Raw genomic sequence first — 20,355 nt, forward strand, 5'->3', positions numbered from 1 at the left:
TATTTGACACGAAACAAGATGAACAAGCAACAATTATTCGAGAACATCAAAAAGAAACAATCCTTCCTCTGTGTCGGATTGGATACTGATATAAAAAAGATTCCGCAGCATTTACTTTCTGAAGAAGACCCGATCTTCGCTTTCAACAAGGCAATCATCGATGCTACTGCCGATTACTGCGTAGCTTACAAACCGAACCTGGCATTCTACGAGAGTCTGGGTGTGAAAGGTATGCTTTCTTTCGAAAAGACAGTAACTTATCTGCGCGAAAACTATCCGGACCAGTTCATCATTGCCGATGCAAAACGTGGTGATATCGGTAATACATCCGAAATGTACGCCCGTTCTTTCTTCGATCATATCAAGGTAGATGCCGTAACAGTGGCTCCTTATATGGGTGAAGACAGCGTAAAACCGTTCCTGATCTACCCGGAAGCATGGGTTATCCTGTTAGCTCTTACGTCAAACAAAGGTTCACAGGATTTCCAGATGACAGAAGATGCCAACGGCGAACGTCTGTTCGAAAAAGTACTGAAGAAGTCGCAGGATTGGGCTACCGACGAACAAATGATGTATGTTGTCGGTGCTACGCAGGGAAAAATGTTCCTTGATATCCGTAAGTATGCCCCCAATCATTTTTTGCTGGTTCCGGGTGTCGGAGCACAGGGAGGCAGCCTTCACGAAGTGGCTCAATACGGTATGAACGACGAATGTGGCCTGTTAGTCAACTCTTCCCGTGCGATCATTTATGCTGATAAATCAGAGAATTTTGCTTCGTTCGCCCGCAAAGCAGCAGAAGAAGTACAGCGTGAAATGGCAGGATATCTGCATGATAAGGGAATTATTCCCTGCAAAGCATAGGCAATCCCAATTATTTTCACCATTTTTGCAAACTGCTTTATTCTTAGTGGAGCAGTCTCAATTCAAATACAATTAACAAAATAAGTAATGGAGTTATCAGCCCAACAAATAGCGGACTTTCTTGGCGGAACCGTTGAAGGCAACCCAGAAGTGAGAGTCAGCAACTTCTCAAAAATAGAAGAAGGACAACCCGGAACATTATCATTCCTGGCCAATCCTAAGTACGAACATTATATCTATAATACAGAAGCTAGCATTGTTCTGGTGAATAACGACTTTTCTCCGGCTGAACAAATTACTGCCACCTTAATTAAGGTTGAAAATGCTTATGCTGCGCTTGCCATGTTACTCAATTTGGTAGAACAGTCTAAACCGAAAAAGGCCGGGGTATCTTCGGCTGCCTTTATTGCAGCCTCCGCTACATTGGGAGAAGATTGCTATGTCGGCAATTTCGCTTATATCGGCGAGAACGTAAAGCTGGGTAAAAACTGCCAGATATTTCCTAACGTATATATAGGCGACGGTGTTACCGTTGGAGATAACTGCCTTCTTTATCCTCATACAACCATATATAACGGATGTAAAATCGGAGACAATTGTATCCTGCATGCCGGTTCTGTGATCGGTTCGGACGGTTTCGGTTTTGCTCCCGAAGGAGATAATTACAAAAAGATCCCGCAATTAGGAAACGTTGTGTTGGAAGACAATGTAGAAGTCGGAGCCAATACTACGATCGACCGTGCAGTAATGGGTTCAACCATTATCCGCCGGGGTGTAAAACTGGATAACCTGGTTCAGATCGCCCACAATGTGGAAGTAGGCGAAAATACAGTAATGGCTGCCCAGGTAGGTATCGCCGGCTCTGTAAAGATCGGCAGCCATTGTATGTTTGGCGGACAGGTGGGTCTGGCAGGACACATCCATATTGCCGACCATGTAATATTCGGTGCACAGGCTGGTGTGATCAGCGATATTAAGGAAGCAAAAACCGTATTAGGGGCTCCTGCCATCGATGCGAAAAACTTCATGCGCTCGAGTGCGATATTCAACCGTCTGCCGGATATGTACCGCACCATGGGACAGTTACAGCGCGAGATCGAACAATTAAAGAAAGAAATCAATAAATAATATACGTATGCAGAAACAAAAGACGCTAGCCAAGAGTTTCTCGATGCAAGGTAAAGGCTTGCATACCGGACTGGATATCCAGATAACATTCAATCCGGCACCGGAAAACCATGGTTACAAAATTAAACGTGTTGACCTGGAAGGACAACCTGTTATTGATGCATTGGCAGAAAACGTAGCCAGTACACAAAGAGGTACTGTTCTCTCTAAAAACGGCATTCAGATCAGCACCGTTGAACATGCAATGGCAGCTTTATATGCCTACGAAATCGATAACTGCCTGATCGAAGTGAATGCACCCGAATTCCCTATCCTCGACGGTAGTTCACGTTTCTTCGCAGAAGAAATCCAAAAAGCCGGGATTGTTGAACAGAATGCACCGAAAGACTATTACATCGTAAAACATAAGATCGAAGTAAAAGACGAAGAAACCGGTTCCTCACTGATCATTCTTCCGGACGATAAATTCAGTGTAAATGTACTGATCTCTTTCGACTCTCCCGTATTGTCGAATCAGTTCGCTACACTGAACGACCTGAGCGAATTTCCGACAGAGCTGGCCGCATCACGTACATTCGTCTTCGTTCGCGAAGTGGAAATGCTTCGCCAGAACAACCTGATCAAAGGGGGCGACCTCGACAATGCAATCGTAATCTACGACCAGAAGATGCCGCAAGATGCACTCGACAAACTGGCAGACGAATTAGGCATTCCTCATAAAGACGTACACGAACTGGGTTATATCAACAATAAGCCGCTGGTATTCGATAACGAACCGGCACGCCATAAACTGATCGACGTATTGGGTGACCTTGCACTGATTGGCAAACCTATCCGTGGACGCATCATCGCTACCCGTCCGGGTCATAAGATCAACAACCAGTTGGCACGTATGATCCGCAAAGATATTAAACTGAACGAAGTACAGGCTCCGATTTACGATCCGAATGCAGAACCGATCATGGATATTAACCGTATCCGCGAATTGCTTCCTCACCGTTACCCGTTCCTGTTGGTCGATAAGATCATCGAAATCGGCGGAGATTACATCGTCGGAATAAAAAATATTACGACAAACGAACCGTTCTTTACCGGACACTTCCCCCAGGAACCAGTGACACCGGGTGTATTGCTGGTAGAAGCAATGGCTCAGACAGGTGGTTTACTCGTTCTGAATTCAGTAGACGAACCGGAACGGTATTCTACTTATTTCATGAAGATAGACGGAGTGAAGTTCCGCCAGAAAGTGGTGCCGGGAGATACTTTGATCCTCCGTCTGGAACTGCTGGCTCCTATCCGTCGAGGTATCTCTACGATGAAAGGTTATATCTTCGTGGGCGACAAGCTGGTATGCGAAGCTGAATTTATGGCTCAGATTATAAAAAATAAATAATAGAAGAAGGCAATGAATCAATCCCCTTTAGCAGTCGTACATCCCGAAGCAAAGATCGGCCAGAATGTAACGATAGATCCTTTTGCAGTGATTGAAAAGGATGTAGTAATAGGCGACAATTGTCACATTTATTCACACGCAGTCATTCTCGACGGGGCCAGGATCGGAAACAATTGTTCCATCTTCCCGGGAGCTGTAATTGCCGGTATTCCACAAGACCTGAAGTTCAACGGAGAGCAGACAACCGCCGAAGTAGGAAACAATACTACTATCCGCGAATGTGTTACGATCAACCGTGGTACAGCATCGAAAGGCAAGACCGTAGTCGGAAGCGACTGCCTGATTATGGCATATTCCCATATTGCCCACGATTGTGTACTGAAAGATCATATCATCATCGGTAATGCTTCCCAGATAGCCGGAGAAGTGGAGATTGACGACTTTGCCATTGTCAGCGGCGGTAGCCTGGTTCACCAGTTTACCCGCATATCCAAGCATGTAATGGTTCAGGGCGGTTCACGTATCGGAAAAGATATTCCTCCTTATACGTTGATCGGTCGCGACCCGATCGTTTATTGCGGTATCAATATCGTCGGTTTACGCCGTCGCGGATTCACCAACGAACAGGTATTCCTGATCCAGGATATCTATCGTACTTTATATACTCGCGGGCTGAACAATACAGAGGCACTGAAAGCGATCGAAACGGAATATGTACCCAGCATAGAAAGAGACTTGATCTTAAACTTTATCAAGACTTCCGAACGGGGTATCGTAAGAGGTTCCATCGACGAGTAAACGATAAGAAAATAAACAATTTTGAAGGGCTGTCAACTCCTTGCGGGGTTAACGGCCCTTTTGTTTTATATAACTGAATCCACAGGCCGCTTTTTTTATATCGTTATATGTTGGTATTGATATTTTTTACTACTTTTGAACCAACAAAAAACTAAAAAGACTATGGTATTTAGATTCCTCATTCTATCAGATGAAGTAGATGACTTCAAACGCGAGATCAAGATTGACGCGGAAGCTACTTTCCTCGATCTCCACGACGCCATCCTGGACTCGGTTGGTTACACAAAAGATCAGATGTGTTCTTTCTTTATTTGTGACGACGACTGGAGCAAGAATACGGAAATAACATTGGTTGAAATGGACACCACTTCAGAAGTGGATAGCTATATAATGGGTGACACTCGTCTGGAAGAATTGCTCGAAGACGAACACCAGAAACTTATGTTCGTTTTCGACTATATGACCGAACGTGCCTTCTTTATGGAACTTCGTGAAATAGAGCCGGGCAAAGACCTCGACAAAGCAATGATCAGCAAGTCTATCGGTCTTCCTCCCGCACAAACGGTCGACTTCGACGAGTTTGATACCAAAAGTACAACAACAGATATCGGCGAAGATTTCTACGGCGATTCTGAATACGACATCGACGAACTGGATAAAGGTGGTTTCGAAGGCTTAGGCGACGGACCGATGGAAAATCCATACGACGACGAGCGTTTTTAATAAATGAATTCCCTTGTCATATTATTAGGGCCGACAGGAGTCGGAAAAACAGAACTGAGCCTGCGTGTAGCAGAGCACTTCGGTTCGCCTATTATCTCATCCGACTCCCGTCAGCTATATAAAGACCTGCCTATCGGTACTGCCGCTCCTACCCCGGAGCAAATGGCAAGAGTAAAACATTACATGGTCGGCACACTCGAGTTGACCGATTATTACAGTGCCAGTAACTTTGAAGAAGATGTTATTTCCTTATTAAATACACTTCACCAGACAACTCCGACAGTGGTTATGACCGGAGGTTCCATGATGTACATCGACGCCGTATGCAAAGGGATCGACGATATCCCTACTGTCACTCCCGAGATACGTGATGCCATCTACGCCCAGTTCGAACGTGAAGGGTTGGAACCTATCCTGGCAGAGTTAAAAGAAGCAGATCCGATTCATTACGATGAAGTAGATCGCATGAACTACAAACGGGTTATCCATGCCGTAGAGATCTGTCGGATGACGGGAAAGCCCTACTCCTCTTTCCGTACCAATATAAAAAAAGTACGTCCTTTCAATATTATTAAAGTTGGATTGACCCGCGACCGGGAAGAGTTATGCGAACGTATCAACCACCGGGTCGACCAGATGATGGATGACGGACTGCTTGAAGAGGCACGTAAAGTGTATCCTTACCGCCACCTTAACTCGCTTAACACAGTCGGCTACAAAGAACTATTCAAATATTTTGATGGGGAATGGTCTTTAGACTTCGCAGTTGAAAAGATCAGACGCAACTCACGTGTTTATGCCCGCAAGCAAATGACTTGGTTCAAACGGGATACGGAGATCGAATGGTTCCATCCGGAAAAGGAAACAGAGATTATGAATTTTATAAAAAAACAACTATAAAACCTGATATCTATACCTAACAAACTTATACTCATAACAATCCACAACCTCAATATGCCTACCTAAGATTAAAAAACAACCTTTCTAATTAAATAAACACAGAAATACCAATAGCGAAAACGGCTATAAAAAGAAACTCTTCTTCTAGCCTTAAGGCAATATAATAGATACAATAGAACTCATACTCCTATCTTCTATTGATATTTTAGTGAACAAATGATAATTCAGGGATAAGTCCTAAATGGACTATGGTTTATTTGTGACAAATATATGAAATATTTATTTAATCATGTTTTGTTATTAAAAAATATACACATACCCAAGAATGTTTTTTAACACATCCTTATCTATAACCTCGAAAAAAGCCCTCTACAGCCTTATTCTTCACCAAATATTCATTAGCTACACCAAGAAAAATATTGTCTAAGAAAAATTCAACCATAGTCCATTTAGAACTATGATTTAACACAAATCCTACATGCCAAATCTAAAAAGTAAAATCTGTTTTGGTTCATGGGATAGAAAGATTTATACATCAAATATTATTTTTAATCTAAATTTCCATGCGAAAAAAATTAAATTTAGTTAGCTTTATTCTACTGGCGGGAACACTAGCTTCCCCAGGAACAACTTTTGCAGGAACTACACCAGCAGAGCCTAGTACCAGTATTTCCCAACAAACGGGAAGAGTGACATGCGTTGTGGAAGATGCTCTAGGCCCAGTAACCGGAGCATCTGTGATTGTGAAGGGGACAACTACGGGTAATGTATCCGATACCGACGGTAAGGTTGTTTTAGAAGGTTTGAAGCGCGGAGACATCATTCAGGTTTCTTTCGTCGGTTATATCACACAAGAAATCCCCTATACCGGACAGTCTACTATCAAGATCGACCTGAAAGAAGATTCTCAAGCTTTGGAAGAAGTTGTAATCGTTGGTTACGGCGTTCAGAAAAAAGAAAGTTTAACGGGTGCTTTGCAAACCCTGAAAGAAGAGAAACTGACCGACATCACAACACCTTCAGTTGAAAACATGCTAAATGGTAAGGTATCAGGAGTGTACGTAGCCCCGGGTTCCGGACAACCGGGTTCAAGCGGTGCAGTTGTGGTACGCGGTAAAGCGACATTAAGTGGTTCGACAGCTCCACTTTGGGTAATCGACGGTGTGATCGTTGGGGACGGTGCCGGATTACTGAATCCTTCGGACATTGAAACTATGACTATCCTGAAAGATGCTGCTTCTACCGCCATCTATGGTTCGGAAGGGGCAAACGGTGTTATCCTTATTACAACCAAAGCGGCCAAGAGCGGCAAGATACAGATAAACGCTTCTGCCAAACTAGGTATCAGCACGTTGAACAACGGGAAACTGGAAATGATGAATGGAGCGGAACTATATGACTACTACGCCTCTTTCAACAATCCGGAAATGGTTGCTTTCCCTCGCTGGAACTCGGAATTGCGCAACTCCAATTTCGATTGGTGGGATCTGGCCACTCAATCCGGCTTTACACAAGATTATAACATATCACTCTCAGGAGGAAACGACCAGCTTAGTTCATACTTCTCTGTCGGATACTACGACGAAGAGGGAGCTGTAAAAGGATACGACTATTCGCGCTACACCTTCCGCTATCGTTCAAACTATAAACCATTCAAATGGTTGACTATTAAACCTTCTGTTTCAGGAGCAATGCGTACGGTAGAGGATGCACAGTATTCCGTTACATCTATGTACTCCATGTTTCCGTGGGACAGTCCTTATAAAGAAAACGGCGAATTGGTTCCCGACCGTTACCAAGGATGGGTCAACAGCCAGCAGACAAACTACCTGAACGATCTTTCGTATGGCAATCATACTGATTATAAGACTTACGAGTTCCTTGGTAACTTGGATTTCGATATTAAGATTACAGATTGGTTGACATTCCGTTCAGTAAACAGTTTCCAATACACAAATTATTATTATCAATCATATAGCGATCCGCGAAGCAATGGAGCCTCCGGCGTAAATGGTCGTATCGAAGAATACCAAAGCAATACGAGCCGCCGCTATACCAACCAGTTGTTGAACTTCAACAAAATGTTTGGCAAACACTCGGTAGATGCCGTATTGGCTTACGAGTTCAAAGACTATCAAGGAAAAGCCATCAAGGCTATAGGAACAGGGTTCGCTCCTGGATTTGAGGTGCTGGATGTAACTGCCTTACCTGAAAAAGTGGGAGGAAGCCTAACTGAATCGGCAGTTCAATCTTACTTCTTCCGTGGAAACTACTCATACGATAACCGTTATGTGGCAGAGCTATCTCTTCGTCGCGACGGAGCATCCAACTTCGGTTCAGACGCCCGTTATGGTAATTTTTATTCAGTTAGTGGTGGCTGGAATATCAGTCGTGAACATTGGTTCAATGCAAAATGGGTAGACGCACTCAAAGTTCGTGCTTCATACGGTATCATGGGTAACCGCCCGGGTGATTATTATCCGCAATATGCCCTTTATTCAATTTCAGCCAACTATGATGGCATACCGGGTACATTGATCAGCCAAGTCGGCAATCCGAACTTAACTTGGGAAGAAACAGCCACATTCGGTATCGGCGTGGACGCCAACTTGTTTAATAACCGCCTGCGCATTGTATTCGATTACTATAATAAGTACACGACAGACGTACTTTACAAGACCCCGCTATCTGGTCTTACAGGTGTAACCAGTCGTTGGCAAAATATTGGTGAAATCAGTAACAAAGGTATCGAACTTACTATAGGTGGTGACATTATCCGCACTAAAGACTGGAACTGGAGCCTCGAAGCCAACGTGGGACACAACAAGAATACAGTAGAAAAGCTGTATGGGGACGATCCTAATATGGAAGTCGTTATTGGCGGTGGTATAGGTATTGCCGGTGAAGCATCGAAAATTCTGAAGGTAGGCTATAGCAGTGACGCATTCTATGTAAAAGAATGGGCTGGCGTAAACCCGGAAAACGGAGCTCCGCAATGGTACACTACCACAGAAGACGGCAGCCGTGTCATAACAGATGATTACACAAAGGCCGACCTTGTGATCAGCAAACCATCTACACCGAAACTGTTTGGTGGATTCAACACCTCATTAAGCTGGAGAAACATTGATCTGAATGCCGTATTCGGTTTCTCTCTCGGTGGTAAGATCTATAACTATTCCCGTCAAGAATATGATGCCGACGGTACTTACACCGACCGCAACCAGATGAAATTGAAAGATGGATGGAATCGTTGGGAAAAACCTGGCGATATCGCAACACATCCTGTTCCATCTTATAATAATCAATCAAAAGCAAACAGCCCTTCCAGCCGTTATCTGGAAGATAGCGATTATCTGAAACTGCGTTCGCTTACTATTGGCTATAACCTAAGTCTGCCCAAGTATTACATCCAGAATATGCGCATCTTCTTTGCTGGTGAAAACCTGTTCACAGTCACCGGTTATTCGGGTGTAGATCCGGAAATACCAGCTAAAGCCAATGACGACGGAACAATTTCTGTTATCGGCTCTGCCGGTCCTTCAGTTTATCCGTCTACACGCAAATTCATGTTCGGTCTTAATTTAACATTCTAAACTAGCTAAGTAAATATGAAAACTAATATAAAGAAATTCTTTCTGGCAACTGTTTGCATAGGAACACTGTTGACTTCCTGCGATATCGAACGATTGCCTAATGGAAGCATGGCGGCCGAAGACATAACTTCGGACCCGAATAAAGCACTCGACGGCTTAGTGCGTGGCGCCTATGCCCAATTGAAAACATGGTCTGACCCGATGCACCGCCTCGGTGAATATGCGGGCGACAATATGATGATTCGAGGCTCATCCACGGATGCATTCTACGAATTCATCTCTTTCTCTCGTACTGCCGAGAATTATCGACTGGATGCCTTCTGGAATTCAGGCTACAAAGCCATAGCCCAGACTTCCAACATCATCAAAATGATTGAAGAAGGACAAAGCGAAGACATAGACAACAAGTTGGGCGAATGCTACTATATCAGAGGTATGATGTATTTCTACCTTACTCGTGCCTACTCCCGCCCTTATTATCAAGCGCCAAATAAAAATCTGGGGGTACCTATCGTCAACGGAACACCAGATGATCTTGAGAATTTACAATTACCAGACCGTTCAACGGTTGAAGAAAGTTATGCACAAGCTATTGCCGACTTGCGCAAAGCAGAAAGCATGCTGACTATCAACGAAGGTCCGGCCTACGCATCCATCGGAGCTGCTCAAGCCATGTTGTCGCGCGTATATTTATATATGAGCGGTACTTATTCAAATCCTAACACACAATATGCAGACTCGGCTGTTTACTATGCTACGCAAGTAATCAACTCCGGTGTTTATCAGTTGTTACCACATAACGAGTTTATGAACTACAACACCTATACACCGGAAAACAATAAAGAGTCTATCTTCGTTGTAAAACGGGTAGCTTCCGAATTCTCTGGCTTCGACCATTATTACGGCATCGGTGGTATGTATGCCAACATCGGCGGTATGGGTTGGGGCGAAATGTTCGCCAGTGCCAAATATATTGACTTGCTGAACGAAACAGGCCGCAACGACTGGCGTCCTGACCGGAAGAAGATTGTAGATGCACGTGCAAACTTCATTGAGCCACAGTATGTGGTTGATGATAACGGCAAATACACAGAAGTTTTCCGCTTTATCAAGAAAGTATACAACGCAAGTGGTGAACACACAAACTTCAACTACGTGCAAGCAACCTTAAACAAGAACGGCAACCAATACAGCTGTACGGAAGTTGTTGAAGGAGAAGAAAAAACTTATCCGATGACTGTAGTAGACGAAGCACAGCAAATCTACTCGATATCTTATTCTGACGGAGAAACCTACACAGGTGTTATCGACTATCAGATGTCATTAAACCGTGTTTATCCGGAGTTTTATATCACAAAATGTTCGCGCGAAGGTGAAGACTCACATCTTCATTCTCCAATCATCTCCCGTTTGGGCGAAATCTATCTTAACCGTGCGGAGGCATATGCTAAGCTAGGACGTTACAGTGAAGCATTAGCCGATCTGAACACTATCCGCGAGCGTTCTATCCCCGGTGCCGGTTATTCATCTCTGGATGCAAACAATGCCTCCACGTTGATTGACAAAGAGCGTCAACTTGAATTGGCTTATCAGGCCGAACGCAGCTTTGATGTATTCCGCAACGGCGATACATTGTACCGCCGTTATCCCGGTCCTCACGAAGCAACGAAAGATATACCGGCTACCGACTACCGCGTTACGTTCTATATCTCGCAGGATGCCATTAACTCCTACCCAAGTGGTAGCACGTTGACACAAAATCCGACAGACAATAGTGGAGTTATTTTAAATTAATCAACAAAAGAGAGTATGCCAATATGTGACATACTCTCTTTTGTTATTTTTATGTTTCTATTAAGTCAAACGATTAAAATCATGAATAAATTATATTACATTTTTTTCACTCTATTACTGACACTGTTCGCTTGTGATAATACGGTTATTATAGATCCTGAACCTGATCTTACGACTCGCTCATCTGTTAATTCGTTTTCTCTTTTTAAGGATATAAAGACATATACACTTTCTAATGGCGATAATTCAATTTCCGGACAAATATATTGTACAGAAGAGGCTGAATATACTTTTATCTTTGCATTTGAAGGAACAAACGGATGCCATTATCAAGCAGGTATAGGAACCAATGTTCGAATTTATCCAAATAACGGAGGTTCTTTTCGTACCATCGCTACAGTACTTAAGCCTGGTGTTCACAACTGTTTCGTAGATATAAAGTTTACCGAGTCAGACCAACAAGGTTATGGAAGATTAGCCATAACCAAAATCAATAATGTTCCTTTAAATATGGCATATGAAGGAAGTGTTGACTTAGTTGCCTCCGGAAGCAGTAACCGAACACCAGATATCGGAACAATACCGGAACATTGGAGATGTTCAACTTGTGGGCTATTGAATTCTTGGATTCCTAAATGTGCCGCCTGCGGAGCAGAAAACAAAGAATATAAAAATTAATCAGAAAGATTATCGATCGAGAAAATCACCTTTCAAAGCAAAGTGATTACATCTCAACAAATTACGCTGAAGCTCCGTGTTTTGAATAAATGATATTCTTATATGGAACTTCAGCGTAACTATTTGGATTCAACAAAAGTTTTTCAAAATAAATCCTTCATTCCTTCAGCAATATAACTAAACAACTGATAATACAAAATTTACCACTGAAGGATTTATAAACAACATGAAGGAAACGGTTCTACTTTTAGAATAATGCTTCATATTCATACCTAATATCAACATCTGTTTTTAGTTCACTCCTTCAAGCAAAAGTAAGTCAGGGACAGTAGATAATAACAGGATAGATAACGACTTCTTATTATGAAAGTTAGCATCTCTTTCTTGTTTGTCAGTCATCGAACGCTTGTTTCACAGTTATCGAATAAGCGTTTGACAACTGACAAACAAGCGTTCGATAGCTGACAAAAAGAAAAGAAGATAGGATTATTGAACTAAAAGGTCAGTATTCATGCGTTAGGATACTCAAATTAGACTAAAACTGAACCACTGATGCCAATTATTTCTTAAACACCAAATAGACAGCTGCAACCAACAACAAACAAGCCAGTGCATGATTCCATTTGAAGGATTCTCCCTTAAAAGCGATCGTGCTGAAAGCGATGAAGACCACTAAAGTAATAACCTCCTGTATCACTTTTAATTGTATCAGGTTGAACGGCCCCCCATTCTCACGGAATCCCATCCGGTTGGCGGGAACTTGAAAACAATATTCAAAGAAAGCAATCCCCCAGCTAAACAAGATAACACCGATCAACGGTAAACTCTCAAACCAACTGAACTGTTGTTTCATCTTCAGATGACCGTACCATGCCAATGTCATAAAGACATTCGATACGACTAATAACAGAATTGCATAAAATCCCTGCATAATTTATTTCTTTTTTTGAGGAAGATAATCCGGTTGTATATTTGACATACTGTTCCAGATGCTGTAACGCGCCTCCGGGTTGATAGCCTCCAACCGTGCCAGCACCTCTTTCATATCCGAACGGCTGGAGCCGGATTCGTAAGGGCAGTTCTTGATCTGTTTCCGATACCCTTTCCAGGCAGCGATACGGATCAAATCCTTTTCTTCGACCAGACACATCGGTCGGATGATCTCCATATCGAACTTATCCATCTTCAGTCGCGGAGGCATCGTCCCGATCGCCCCCTGATGCGTCATGTTCATCAGCAACGTTTCAATAATATCATCCTGGTGATGCCCTAGCGCGATCTTGTTGCAACTATGCTTCTTAGCAATATCGAACAATGCTTTCCTGCGTGTCCAGGAACAAAGGAAACAAGGCGATTTACGGGTATCCGTCGAAGCATCGAAACTCGTTTCGTGGATGAAAAACGGCAAGTTATGCTCGTCGGCACAACTCTTTAGATACTCCATATCCGAATGATAAGGGATGTTGGTCATCACAATATGGGCAACCACCACTTCGAAGCGGGGATTATATATTTTAGACCGACGTCCCAGCAGGTCGACCAAAGCAAGCGAATCCTTCCCTCCCGACAATCCGATCAGGATACGATCGCCGTTAGCTATCAGGTCATATTCGAAAATAGCCTTCTTCACCTTCTCTTCTACTTTCCTGAACAGGAGCTCTTCTGGAGTCAACTTTGCCATATTTATCTTTAAATCGGGCACAAAAATAGATATTTATCCAATGAATTGTATGCCTAACTAAAAATATTATTATCTTTGAATCAGTATAATTATATTACAACAAGAGAAAATGAGCCGGTTATCTAAGAAACTGTTTTACACAATTGGAATTACGTTACTTTGCAGCGGCCTGCAGGCTCAAAGCCTGGACCAGGCAAAAAAACTATACAACGAAGGGCAATATGCCGAAGCTAAACCCGCATTTGAGAAGCTGGTAAAACAAGCCCCCAGTAATTCATCCTACAACCATTGGTATGGCGTCTGCTGTTTTGAAACAGGCGATTTGGTCGGTGCGGAAAAACACCTGAAAGTGGCAGTGAAACGTAAAGTACAAGACGCTTACCGTTACCTGTCGGATGTCTACTTTCAGACCTATCGTTTCGACGAAGCAGCTGAAACGCTTGAAGAATACATAGAACTGCTGACTAAAAAGAAGCTGGATACACAGGCTTTCGACGACAAACTATCATTGGCTGAAAATGCACACCGCATGATGGAGAAGACGGAAGATGTCCAGATAATCGACAGCCTTGTAGTCGATAAAGAAGACTTCCTCGCCGCCTATACCCTGAGTGAAGAAAGCGGTACGTTGGCTTCGTTCAAAGATTTCTTCCAGACGAACGAGCCTGTTGCCTCAACAGTCTACATGAATCAGAAGGGTGATAAAATCTATTACGCACATGCAACCGACAACGACCATTATTGCCTCTTTACACAATCCAAGCTATTGGATAAATGGGGAGATGAAAAACAGTTGCCAATGAATATTAACAGCAATAGCGACGACAACTATCCGTTTGTCCTGTCTGACGGTGTAACGATTTATTACGCCTCAAAAGGAAACGGTTCGTTAGGCGGTTATGACCTGTTCGTTACCCGTTATAACATCAACTCTGATACTTATCTGGCTCCGGAACAACTAAGTATGCCTTTCAATTCCCCCTTCAACGACTACATGATGGTTTATGACGAGACAAAGGAATTGGGATGGTTCGTCTCCGACCGTTTTCAGCCGGAAGATAAGGTTTGTGTCTACCTGTTCATTCCGAACAACGAACACAGCCGGGTAGAAAGCGAAGATATAGAAGTAAAACGCGCCCGTGCCGCCATTACCTCCATACAGGATTCATGGAAACCAGGAAGCGATTACACCAGCCTGATCGAACTGGCACATAAAGAAATTCCTTACGGTGAAGCAAAAATCGAAAAAGACTTCGAATTCGTGATAAACAACAGTTTGGTTTATTATAAGCTAGATGAAATAAAAAGTCCCGAAGCGAAAAGCTATTACGAAAAAGTTGTTTCGCTGAACAAACAGATAAAAGAACTGAATGAAAAGCTGGCTGACCTCAGAGCATCTTATTCTTCCGGGAATAGTGCAAAAAAGGAACAGCTTAAACCGACAATTCTCGAGGCTGAAGAGCAATTGAACAATCTGCTCAGTCAACCTGACGAATTGGAAAAGAAAGCCCGTAACACGGAGATTAATTATTTAAAAAGTAACAGATAACACAACCACAACTATTATGATCTGGGAAATAACCATTATTGTCTTTTTAATGCTGGTAGCCATCGTGCTTATCCTGCTGGAAATATTTTTACTGCCGGGTATAACGATTGCCGGAATCGGAGGATTCCTTTTTGCTGCCGCAGGTGTCATTTACGCTTATTCGGTAGGAGAAATGGCAGGACACATCACTTTATTCCTGTCATTAGTGACTTTCGGTGGTGCATTTGTATGGTTATTGCGTTCCCGATCGTTTCACAGGGTAGCCCTGAAAACGGATGTTGACTCGAAGCTGACTTCCAGCCGCGACCTGGGTATCGAACCCGGCGACGAAGGAGTCACACTTTCCCGCCTTGCCCCTATCGGCAAAGCGCGTATCATGGGTGTCACAGTCGAAGCCAAGTCGATGGACGAACTGATAGACGAAAATACGCCGATTGAAGTCGTTCGTGTCGACAGTTACAACATTTTGGTAAAGAAAATAGAACAAACAGATATTCACGCTTAATTATATTTATATGGAAGAATTGAACTATTTGCCTTTTATCCTACTGGGTGCAGCGGTCTTGCTGCTGGCAATTTTCTTTTATTATGTGCCGTTCCTGCTGTGGATCTCGGCCAAAGTTTCGGGTGTAAACATTTCACTGATACAGCTGTTCCTGATGCGTATCCGTAATGTACCTCCTTATGTTATCGCCCGTGCTATGATCGAAGCGCACAAAGCTGGTCTTAAAACGTTGACTCGTGATGAACTGGAAGCGCATTATCTGGCAGGTGGACATGTTGAGAAAGTGGTTCACGCACTGGTGTCTGCTTCTAAAGCAAACATCGACCTGCCTTTCCAGATGGCTACTGCTATCGACCTGGCCGGTCGTGATGTATTCGAAGCCGTTCAGATGTCGGTTAACCCGAAAGTGATCGACACGCCTCCTGTGACTGCCGTTGCGAAAGATGGTATCCAGCTGATAGCCAAAGCCCGTGTTACCGTTCGCGCCAATATCAAGCAGTTGGTGGGTGGTGCCGGTGAAGAAACGATCCTGGCCCGTGTCGGTGAAGGTATCGTATCATCGATCGGTTCATCGGAAAGTCATAAGACCGTATTGGAAAATCCGGATTCTATCTCTAAACTGGTATTGCGTAAAGGATTGGATGCCGGTACAGCATTCGAGATCTTGTCTATCGACATCGCGGATATCGATATAGGTAAGAATATCGGTGCCTTCCTGCAGATGGACCAGGCACAGGCTGATAAAAATATCGCCCAGGCTAAGGCTGAGGAACGTCGTGCAATGGCTGTTGCCCTTGAACAGGAAATGAAAGCCAAAGCCCAGGAAGCCCGTGCGAAGGTGATCGAAGCAGAAGCAGAAGTACCAAAAGCTATGGCAGAAGCTTTCCGTTCTGGAAATCTGGGCATCATGGATTATTATAAAATGAAGAACATCGACGCGGACACTTCTATGCGCGAAGCCATAGCAAAGCCGGCCAATGCTCCTTCAAAACCGCTTAAAGACTAAAAAAGATGAGAGTTATTCCCGAATCCGAATTAATCATAAATGCAGATGGAAGCGCTTTCCATCTGCATCTTAAGCCGGAACAGCTGGCAGACAAAGTGATCCTGGTCGGTGATCCTGACAGGGTTTCAACCGTTGCTTCTTACTTCGACACACAGGAGTGCGAGGTTTCCAGCCGGGAGTTTCATACCATCACAGGAACCTATAAAGGAAAACGTCTTACCGTTGTTTCCCACGGTATCGGTACGGACAATATAGATATCGTACTGAACGAACTGGATGCACTGGCAAACATCGACTTTGCAACCCGCACGGTAAAGCCGGCATTCAAACAATTAACCCTGGTACGCGTCGGAACGTCGGGAGGTCTTCAGCCATTCGTTCCTGTGGGTACTTATGTGGCAGCGGAGAAGTCAGTCGGTTTCGACGGGGTTATTTATTTCTATGCAGATACCGAACGTGTCAGGGATACAGCCTTTGAAGCTGCATTGAAAGAACAGCTGAACTGGAAGCTGTCCGGTCTTTCCCCTTATGTCGTTTCAGCCGATCATTCGTTGATAGAACAGATCACCCGCGACGATATCATTCGTGGTGTTACAATTGCAGCCAACGGCTTTTACGGTCCGCAGGGACGTGAATTGCGTCTGCCTCTTGCCGATCCCAAGTTGAATGAAAAGATTGAAGCTTTCAATTACAACGGACGGCAAATTACCAATTTTGAAATGGAAAGTTCATCTCTGGCTGGTCTCGCCGCCCTGATGGGACACCGCGCTATGACAATCTGCTGTATCATCGCTGGCCGTGTGGATAAGAATATGAATACAAATTATAAAGGTTCACTGACAGGATTGATAGAAACGGTATTGGAACGTATTTGATTAAAAGAATATCATGGAACGGGAGAAAACAATCATTGATACGTTGGAATGGGGTAAAGAGATTTCCAACCGGGAGGAGAAAGAAAAGGTTGCCGATAAGATAGCCTCTATGGTAACAGACTATGATATTATCGGCATAGGCTCAGGATCGACTGCTTATCTGGCCCTGTTGAAGATTGCCGAACGTATCCGGAACGAGCAACTTCATATCCGGGCAATCCCGACTTCCCAAGAAATAAAAATGACCTGTGCTAAACTCGGCATACCTTTGACAAGCCTTCTGGAGCACAAACCGAACTGGACTTTCGACGGGGCAGACGAAATAGACTTCAATCACAATATGATAAAAGGACGCGGTGGAGCCATGTTCAAAGAAAAACTGCTGATCAGTTCCAGTCCGCGGACATTTATTATTGCAGACTCCTCCAAGATGGTTTCGAAATTAGGCTCCCGCTTCCCGGTACCGGTAGAGATATTTCCAGATGCGTTGATCCATGTAGATCAGGCATTACGGTCGTTAAGCCCGGTAGAAATAAAACTCCGGATGGCACAAGGCAAAGACGGTCCGGTCATCACTGAAAACGGTAATCTGATACTCGATGTCCGCTTCGACAATATCCCGGACAACCTGGAAAATGCGATCAAATCCATTACCGGCGTGATAGAAAGCGGGCTTTTCATGCATTATGAAGTTCAGATATTAAGTAGCGAGAAACTATAAGCCAGAGTGATCATCTTCCTTTATTCGCCTCGATAAACTCTTTCGGAGTGCAACCATTCTTTTTCAAAAAAGCACGGTAAAAGCTCGTGCGGTTAGAAAAGCCTGATTTGAAGACAATCTCATGAATAGTGAATTTGGATTTCAACAGTAAGTTTTCTGCCACTGCAAGTTTTCCGTCATATATAATTTCCTGTAGGCCTTTATCGGTTACCTCTTTTAATTTACGATACAGGCTACGCACGCTCATTCCTAATTCATTGGCGATAAAATCAGGAGACAGCTTCTCGTTCTGTATGTTCTTATTGATAATCGCATGTATTTTCTTTAAAAACTTCCGGTCTTCCGCATGTTGCAGTTTACCCATATCCAATTCATAAGCGCTTAACGGAGAAGCAAAGTAATCTTTCAAATCTTCCTTACGGTTCAGATGACCTCTTATCGTCGTCTTAAGATATTCACTGTCAAAAGGCTTCGTGATATAGAACTCTGCTCCCGCCTGAATCGCTTCTGTCTGTATCTTAATATCGTGTACGGCAGAGATTATGATCAAAGGGATATGGGAGGTACTTTTATCCGACTTCAACAAGGCAGCCAGCGTAATTCCGTCAATTTCTTCCATCATTATATCACATAATATGATATCAGTATGGTTATTAGACAGGATATCAATCGCCTTAGAAGAGTTGTTTATCGGCAATACATTAAAATCAGAAGACAAGAGATCACATATATACCAAAGCATTTCCGGATCATCATCGATTACAGTGACAGTAGGCCGGTCCTCGATATATTTGTATTTTATCGGAGGTAAAATAAATTCAGGAATAAGAGAGTTACTAATCGTACCCATCGCATTATCTTTTTCTGTTTTAGTAACTTGCAACGGAGGCAAATCAACCGTAAAAGTCGTTGTCTCACCGGGAATGCTCCGGGCGTTAATCTTTCCTGAGAGAAGTTTCACCATACTGGCAGTAATAGCTAACCCTAAGCCGTTCCGCTTCCATCCTTTTTGTTTTCCATAGTTATCCAGAACCGTAAATCGGTTAAAGATATGCCCGATATCCTCTTTGCTGATGCCTTTCCCTTTGTTTACTACTAAGATCCTAAGACTTCCGTTCTCCGTTGAAATGTCGACTGTTACCGGTTCTTCATTACTGTATTTTACAGCATTCGATACCAGATTAATCAGAATCGTAGTCAAAAATTTCTCATCGGAATTCCAAAAGATATCCGGTTCATACTGCCTTATCAGACTGATTTCCGAGCCTGACGTGTCGACCTTAAAGGCGTCGATCACCCGGTCTGCAATCTCTGAAACATTCAGGCTGGTTACCTCTGGCCGTTTATAGCCTGATTCCATCTGCTTAAAATCCATCAAATCACTGATCAGTAAATTCATACGTTTTGCATTCCGGTTAATGACATGAACGTATTTTATTGTCTGAGGATTTACATTCTTTTGTTCCAGGATCAGTTTACAAGGTCCTGAAATAAGCGTCAGAGGTGTACTGAATTCATGAGCGATATCCGTAAAGAAGTCAAGTTTGGACTCATATAAGCGTTCTCTCAGTTCGGCCTCAGCCTTTGCCGTATTTACTTTTTTCAGTTCCAGGATCAAAGACTCAAATTTCCTCTTATTATACTCAGCACGTATAAGTGTATAATAAAATAACAGGATAGGAAGACAAGCTATCACGGAAACCAGATAGTTCATAAAATAATCCGGTGCATTTAACAGCCGATGCGTATAGAAAACATAGACGATTATGCCTAATACAAAATAGAATGTCCACAAAAGATACTCTTTCAAAAGACCGCTGTAAAACTTATCATAATATATTTCCTTCTCTATGTAGGCATGCATCCGCCAGTTTCCATAATAGAATAATGGAATAGCAATGATCAGTTCCTTCAAGTGTTGAATCGGTATCACCTCCATATTACCCAATGAGAAGTCAATCACCCAATGTATCGATTGCTGACAAACAATAGCCAAAAGAGCCGGTAAAATCCATTTCCGTATATCAGGCATAAAGTTGAGTATCATATTTTCTACGTATCATATTTTCTGCAAATGTATATAAATATCAGACTACAAAATGTAACAGGGAGTGACATTTGTGTTACTATTTGCGCCAAGGCATATA

The 20,355-nt window shown here is 43.2% G+C and carries 17 protein-coding genes; 14 read left to right on the top strand and 3 right to left on the bottom strand.

What is annotated here, in order from left to right:
* Positions 1-18 precede the first annotated feature (18 nt).
* From pyrF to BQ7394_RS17780, 9 genes are all read left to right on the top strand, one after another.
* Positions 19-861, top strand: a complete 843-nt coding sequence (pyrF, locus tag BQ7394_RS17740) for an orotidine-5'-phosphate decarboxylase (protein WP_075558645.1) — start codon at positions 19-21, stop codon at positions 859-861.
* Between the two features lie 87 nt (positions 862-948).
* Positions 949-1,989, top strand: coding sequence for a UDP-3-O-(3-hydroxymyristoyl)glucosamine N-acyltransferase (gene lpxD / locus BQ7394_RS17745; protein WP_075558646.1), 1,041 nt, complete (start codon positions 949-951; stop codon positions 1,987-1,989).
* A gap of 7 nt (positions 1,990-1,996) precedes the next feature.
* Entirely contained in the window at positions 1,997-3,382 is a 1,386-nt protein-coding gene (locus tag BQ7394_RS17750) for a bifunctional UDP-3-O-[3-hydroxymyristoyl] N-acetylglucosamine deacetylase/3-hydroxyacyl-ACP dehydratase (protein ID WP_075558647.1), read from the top strand.
* Between the two features lie 12 nt (positions 3,383-3,394).
* Entirely contained in the window at positions 3,395-4,180 is a 786-nt protein-coding gene (lpxA, locus tag BQ7394_RS17755; RefSeq protein ID WP_075558648.1) for an acyl-ACP--UDP-N-acetylglucosamine O-acyltransferase, read from the top strand.
* Positions 4,181-4,342: 162 nt separating this feature from the next.
* Positions 4,343-4,903: an IS1096 element passenger TnpR family protein gene (locus BQ7394_RS17760; protein ID WP_075558649.1), complete on the top strand. Its 561-nt coding sequence runs from the start codon at positions 4,343-4,345 to the stop codon at positions 4,901-4,903.
* 3 nt (positions 4,904-4,906) lie between these two features.
* Positions 4,907-5,803 (top strand): tRNA (adenosine(37)-N6)-dimethylallyltransferase MiaA, encoded by an 897-nt coding sequence (miaA, locus tag BQ7394_RS17765; protein ID WP_075558650.1) that lies wholly within the window; start codon positions 4,907-4,909, stop codon positions 5,801-5,803.
* A gap of 563 nt (positions 5,804-6,366) precedes the next feature.
* On the top strand, positions 6,367-9,399 hold the full coding sequence (locus BQ7394_RS17770) for a SusC/RagA family TonB-linked outer membrane protein (RefSeq protein WP_075558651.1): 3,033 nt from the start codon (positions 6,367-6,369) through the stop codon (positions 9,397-9,399).
* A 15-nt stretch (positions 9,400-9,414) separates the two neighbouring features.
* Positions 9,415-11,193: a RagB/SusD family nutrient uptake outer membrane protein gene (locus tag BQ7394_RS17775; RefSeq protein ID WP_075558652.1), complete on the top strand. Its 1,779-nt coding sequence runs from the start codon at positions 9,415-9,417 to the stop codon at positions 11,191-11,193.
* An 81-nt stretch (positions 11,194-11,274) separates the two neighbouring features.
* Positions 11,275-11,871 carry a zinc finger Ran-binding domain-containing protein gene (locus tag BQ7394_RS17780; protein WP_075558653.1) on the top strand — a complete coding sequence of 199 codons (597 nt, stop codon included), beginning with the start codon at positions 11,275-11,277 and terminating at the stop codon, positions 11,869-11,871.
* A 559-nt stretch (positions 11,872-12,430) separates the two neighbouring features.
* Here BQ7394_RS17780 and BQ7394_RS17785 read toward each other — a convergent pair.
* Positions 12,431-12,802, bottom strand: coding sequence for a DMT family protein (locus tag BQ7394_RS17785; protein WP_028727018.1), 372 nt, complete (start codon positions 12,800-12,802; stop codon positions 12,431-12,433).
* A gap of 3 nt (positions 12,803-12,805) precedes the next feature.
* Complete coding sequence (locus tag BQ7394_RS17790; RefSeq protein WP_075558654.1) at positions 12,806-13,552, bottom strand: PP-loop family protein; 747 nt, start codon at positions 13,550-13,552, stop codon at positions 12,806-12,808.
* A 109-nt stretch (positions 13,553-13,661) separates the two neighbouring features.
* On the opposite strand from BQ7394_RS17790, the gene BQ7394_RS17795 reads away from it, so the two are divergent.
* The 5 genes from BQ7394_RS17795 to rpiA are packed head-to-tail and all read left to right on the top strand — an operon-like array spanning position 13,662 to position 18,208.
* Positions 13,662-15,101 carry a tetratricopeptide repeat protein gene (locus BQ7394_RS17795; protein ID WP_075558655.1) on the top strand — a complete coding sequence of 480 codons (1,440 nt, stop codon included), beginning with the start codon at positions 13,662-13,664 and terminating at the stop codon, positions 15,099-15,101.
* 16 nt (positions 15,102-15,117) lie between these two features.
* Positions 15,118-15,606, top strand: coding sequence for an NfeD family protein (locus BQ7394_RS17800; RefSeq protein ID WP_075558656.1), 489 nt, complete (start codon positions 15,118-15,120; stop codon positions 15,604-15,606).
* A 10-nt stretch (positions 15,607-15,616) separates the two neighbouring features.
* On the top strand, positions 15,617-16,612 hold the full coding sequence (gene floA / locus BQ7394_RS17805; protein ID WP_028727014.1) for a flotillin-like protein FloA: 996 nt from the start codon (positions 15,617-15,619) through the stop codon (positions 16,610-16,612).
* A 5-nt stretch (positions 16,613-16,617) separates the two neighbouring features.
* Entirely contained in the window at positions 16,618-17,487 is an 870-nt protein-coding gene (locus BQ7394_RS17810) for a nucleoside phosphorylase (RefSeq protein ID WP_075558657.1), read from the top strand.
* A gap of 13 nt (positions 17,488-17,500) precedes the next feature.
* Positions 17,501-18,208, top strand: a complete 708-nt coding sequence (rpiA, locus tag BQ7394_RS17815; protein ID WP_075558658.1) for a ribose 5-phosphate isomerase A — start codon at positions 17,501-17,503, stop codon at positions 18,206-18,208.
* A gap of 10 nt (positions 18,209-18,218) precedes the next feature.
* Here the strand turns inward: rpiA and BQ7394_RS17820 are convergent, their stop codons facing one another.
* Positions 18,219-20,255 (bottom strand): hybrid sensor histidine kinase/response regulator transcription factor, encoded by a 2,037-nt coding sequence (locus BQ7394_RS17820; RefSeq protein ID WP_082212003.1) that lies wholly within the window; start codon positions 20,253-20,255, stop codon positions 18,219-18,221.
* Positions 20,256-20,355 lie beyond the last annotated feature (100 nt).

Origin of the sequence: Parabacteroides timonensis (genome assembly GCF_900128505.1) — a bacterium.
Taxonomy (GTDB): domain Bacteria; phylum Bacteroidota; class Bacteroidia; order Bacteroidales; family Tannerellaceae; genus Parabacteroides; species Parabacteroides timonensis.

Bases quoted from the DNA above. Each gene is read 5' to 3' on its own strand.
- BQ7394_RS17790 (WP_075558654.1), bottom strand. From the start codon at position 13,552: ATGGCAAAGTTGACTCCAGAAGAGCTCCTGTTCAGGAAAGTAGAAGAG.
- BQ7394_RS17795 (WP_075558655.1), top strand. From the start codon at position 13,662: ATGAGCCGGTTATCTAAGAAACTGTTTTACACAATTGGAATTACGTTA.
- BQ7394_RS17820 (WP_082212003.1), bottom strand. From the start codon at position 20,255: ATGATACTCAACTTTATGCCTGATATACGGAAATGGATTTTACCGGCT.
- BQ7394_RS17810 (WP_075558657.1), top strand. From the start codon at position 16,618: ATGAGAGTTATTCCCGAATCCGAATTAATCATAAATGCAGATGGAAGC.
- lpxD (WP_075558646.1), top strand. From the start codon at position 949: ATGGAGTTATCAGCCCAACAAATAGCGGACTTTCTTGGCGGAACCGTT.
- BQ7394_RS17750 (WP_075558647.1), top strand. From the start codon at position 1,997: ATGCAGAAACAAAAGACGCTAGCCAAGAGTTTCTCGATGCAAGGTAAA.
- BQ7394_RS17785 (WP_028727018.1), bottom strand. From the start codon at position 12,802: ATGCAGGGATTTTATGCAATTCTGTTATTAGTCGTATCGAATGTCTTT.
- BQ7394_RS17770 (WP_075558651.1), top strand. From the start codon at position 6,367: ATGCGAAAAAAATTAAATTTAGTTAGCTTTATTCTACTGGCGGGAACA.
- BQ7394_RS17780 (WP_075558653.1), top strand. From the start codon at position 11,275: ATGAATAAATTATATTACATTTTTTTCACTCTATTACTGACACTGTTC.
- floA (WP_028727014.1), top strand. From the start codon at position 15,617: ATGGAAGAATTGAACTATTTGCCTTTTATCCTACTGGGTGCAGCGGTC.
- miaA (WP_075558650.1), top strand. From the start codon at position 4,907: ATGAATTCCCTTGTCATATTATTAGGGCCGACAGGAGTCGGAAAAACA.
- lpxA (WP_075558648.1), top strand. From the start codon at position 3,395: ATGAATCAATCCCCTTTAGCAGTCGTACATCCCGAAGCAAAGATCGGC.
- rpiA (WP_075558658.1), top strand. From the start codon at position 17,501: ATGGAACGGGAGAAAACAATCATTGATACGTTGGAATGGGGTAAAGAG.
- pyrF (WP_075558645.1), top strand. From the start codon at position 19: ATGAACAAGCAACAATTATTCGAGAACATCAAAAAGAAACAATCCTTC.
- BQ7394_RS17760 (WP_075558649.1), top strand. From the start codon at position 4,343: ATGGTATTTAGATTCCTCATTCTATCAGATGAAGTAGATGACTTCAAA.
- BQ7394_RS17775 (WP_075558652.1), top strand. From the start codon at position 9,415: ATGAAAACTAATATAAAGAAATTCTTTCTGGCAACTGTTTGCATAGGA.
- BQ7394_RS17800 (WP_075558656.1), top strand. From the start codon at position 15,118: ATGATCTGGGAAATAACCATTATTGTCTTTTTAATGCTGGTAGCCATC.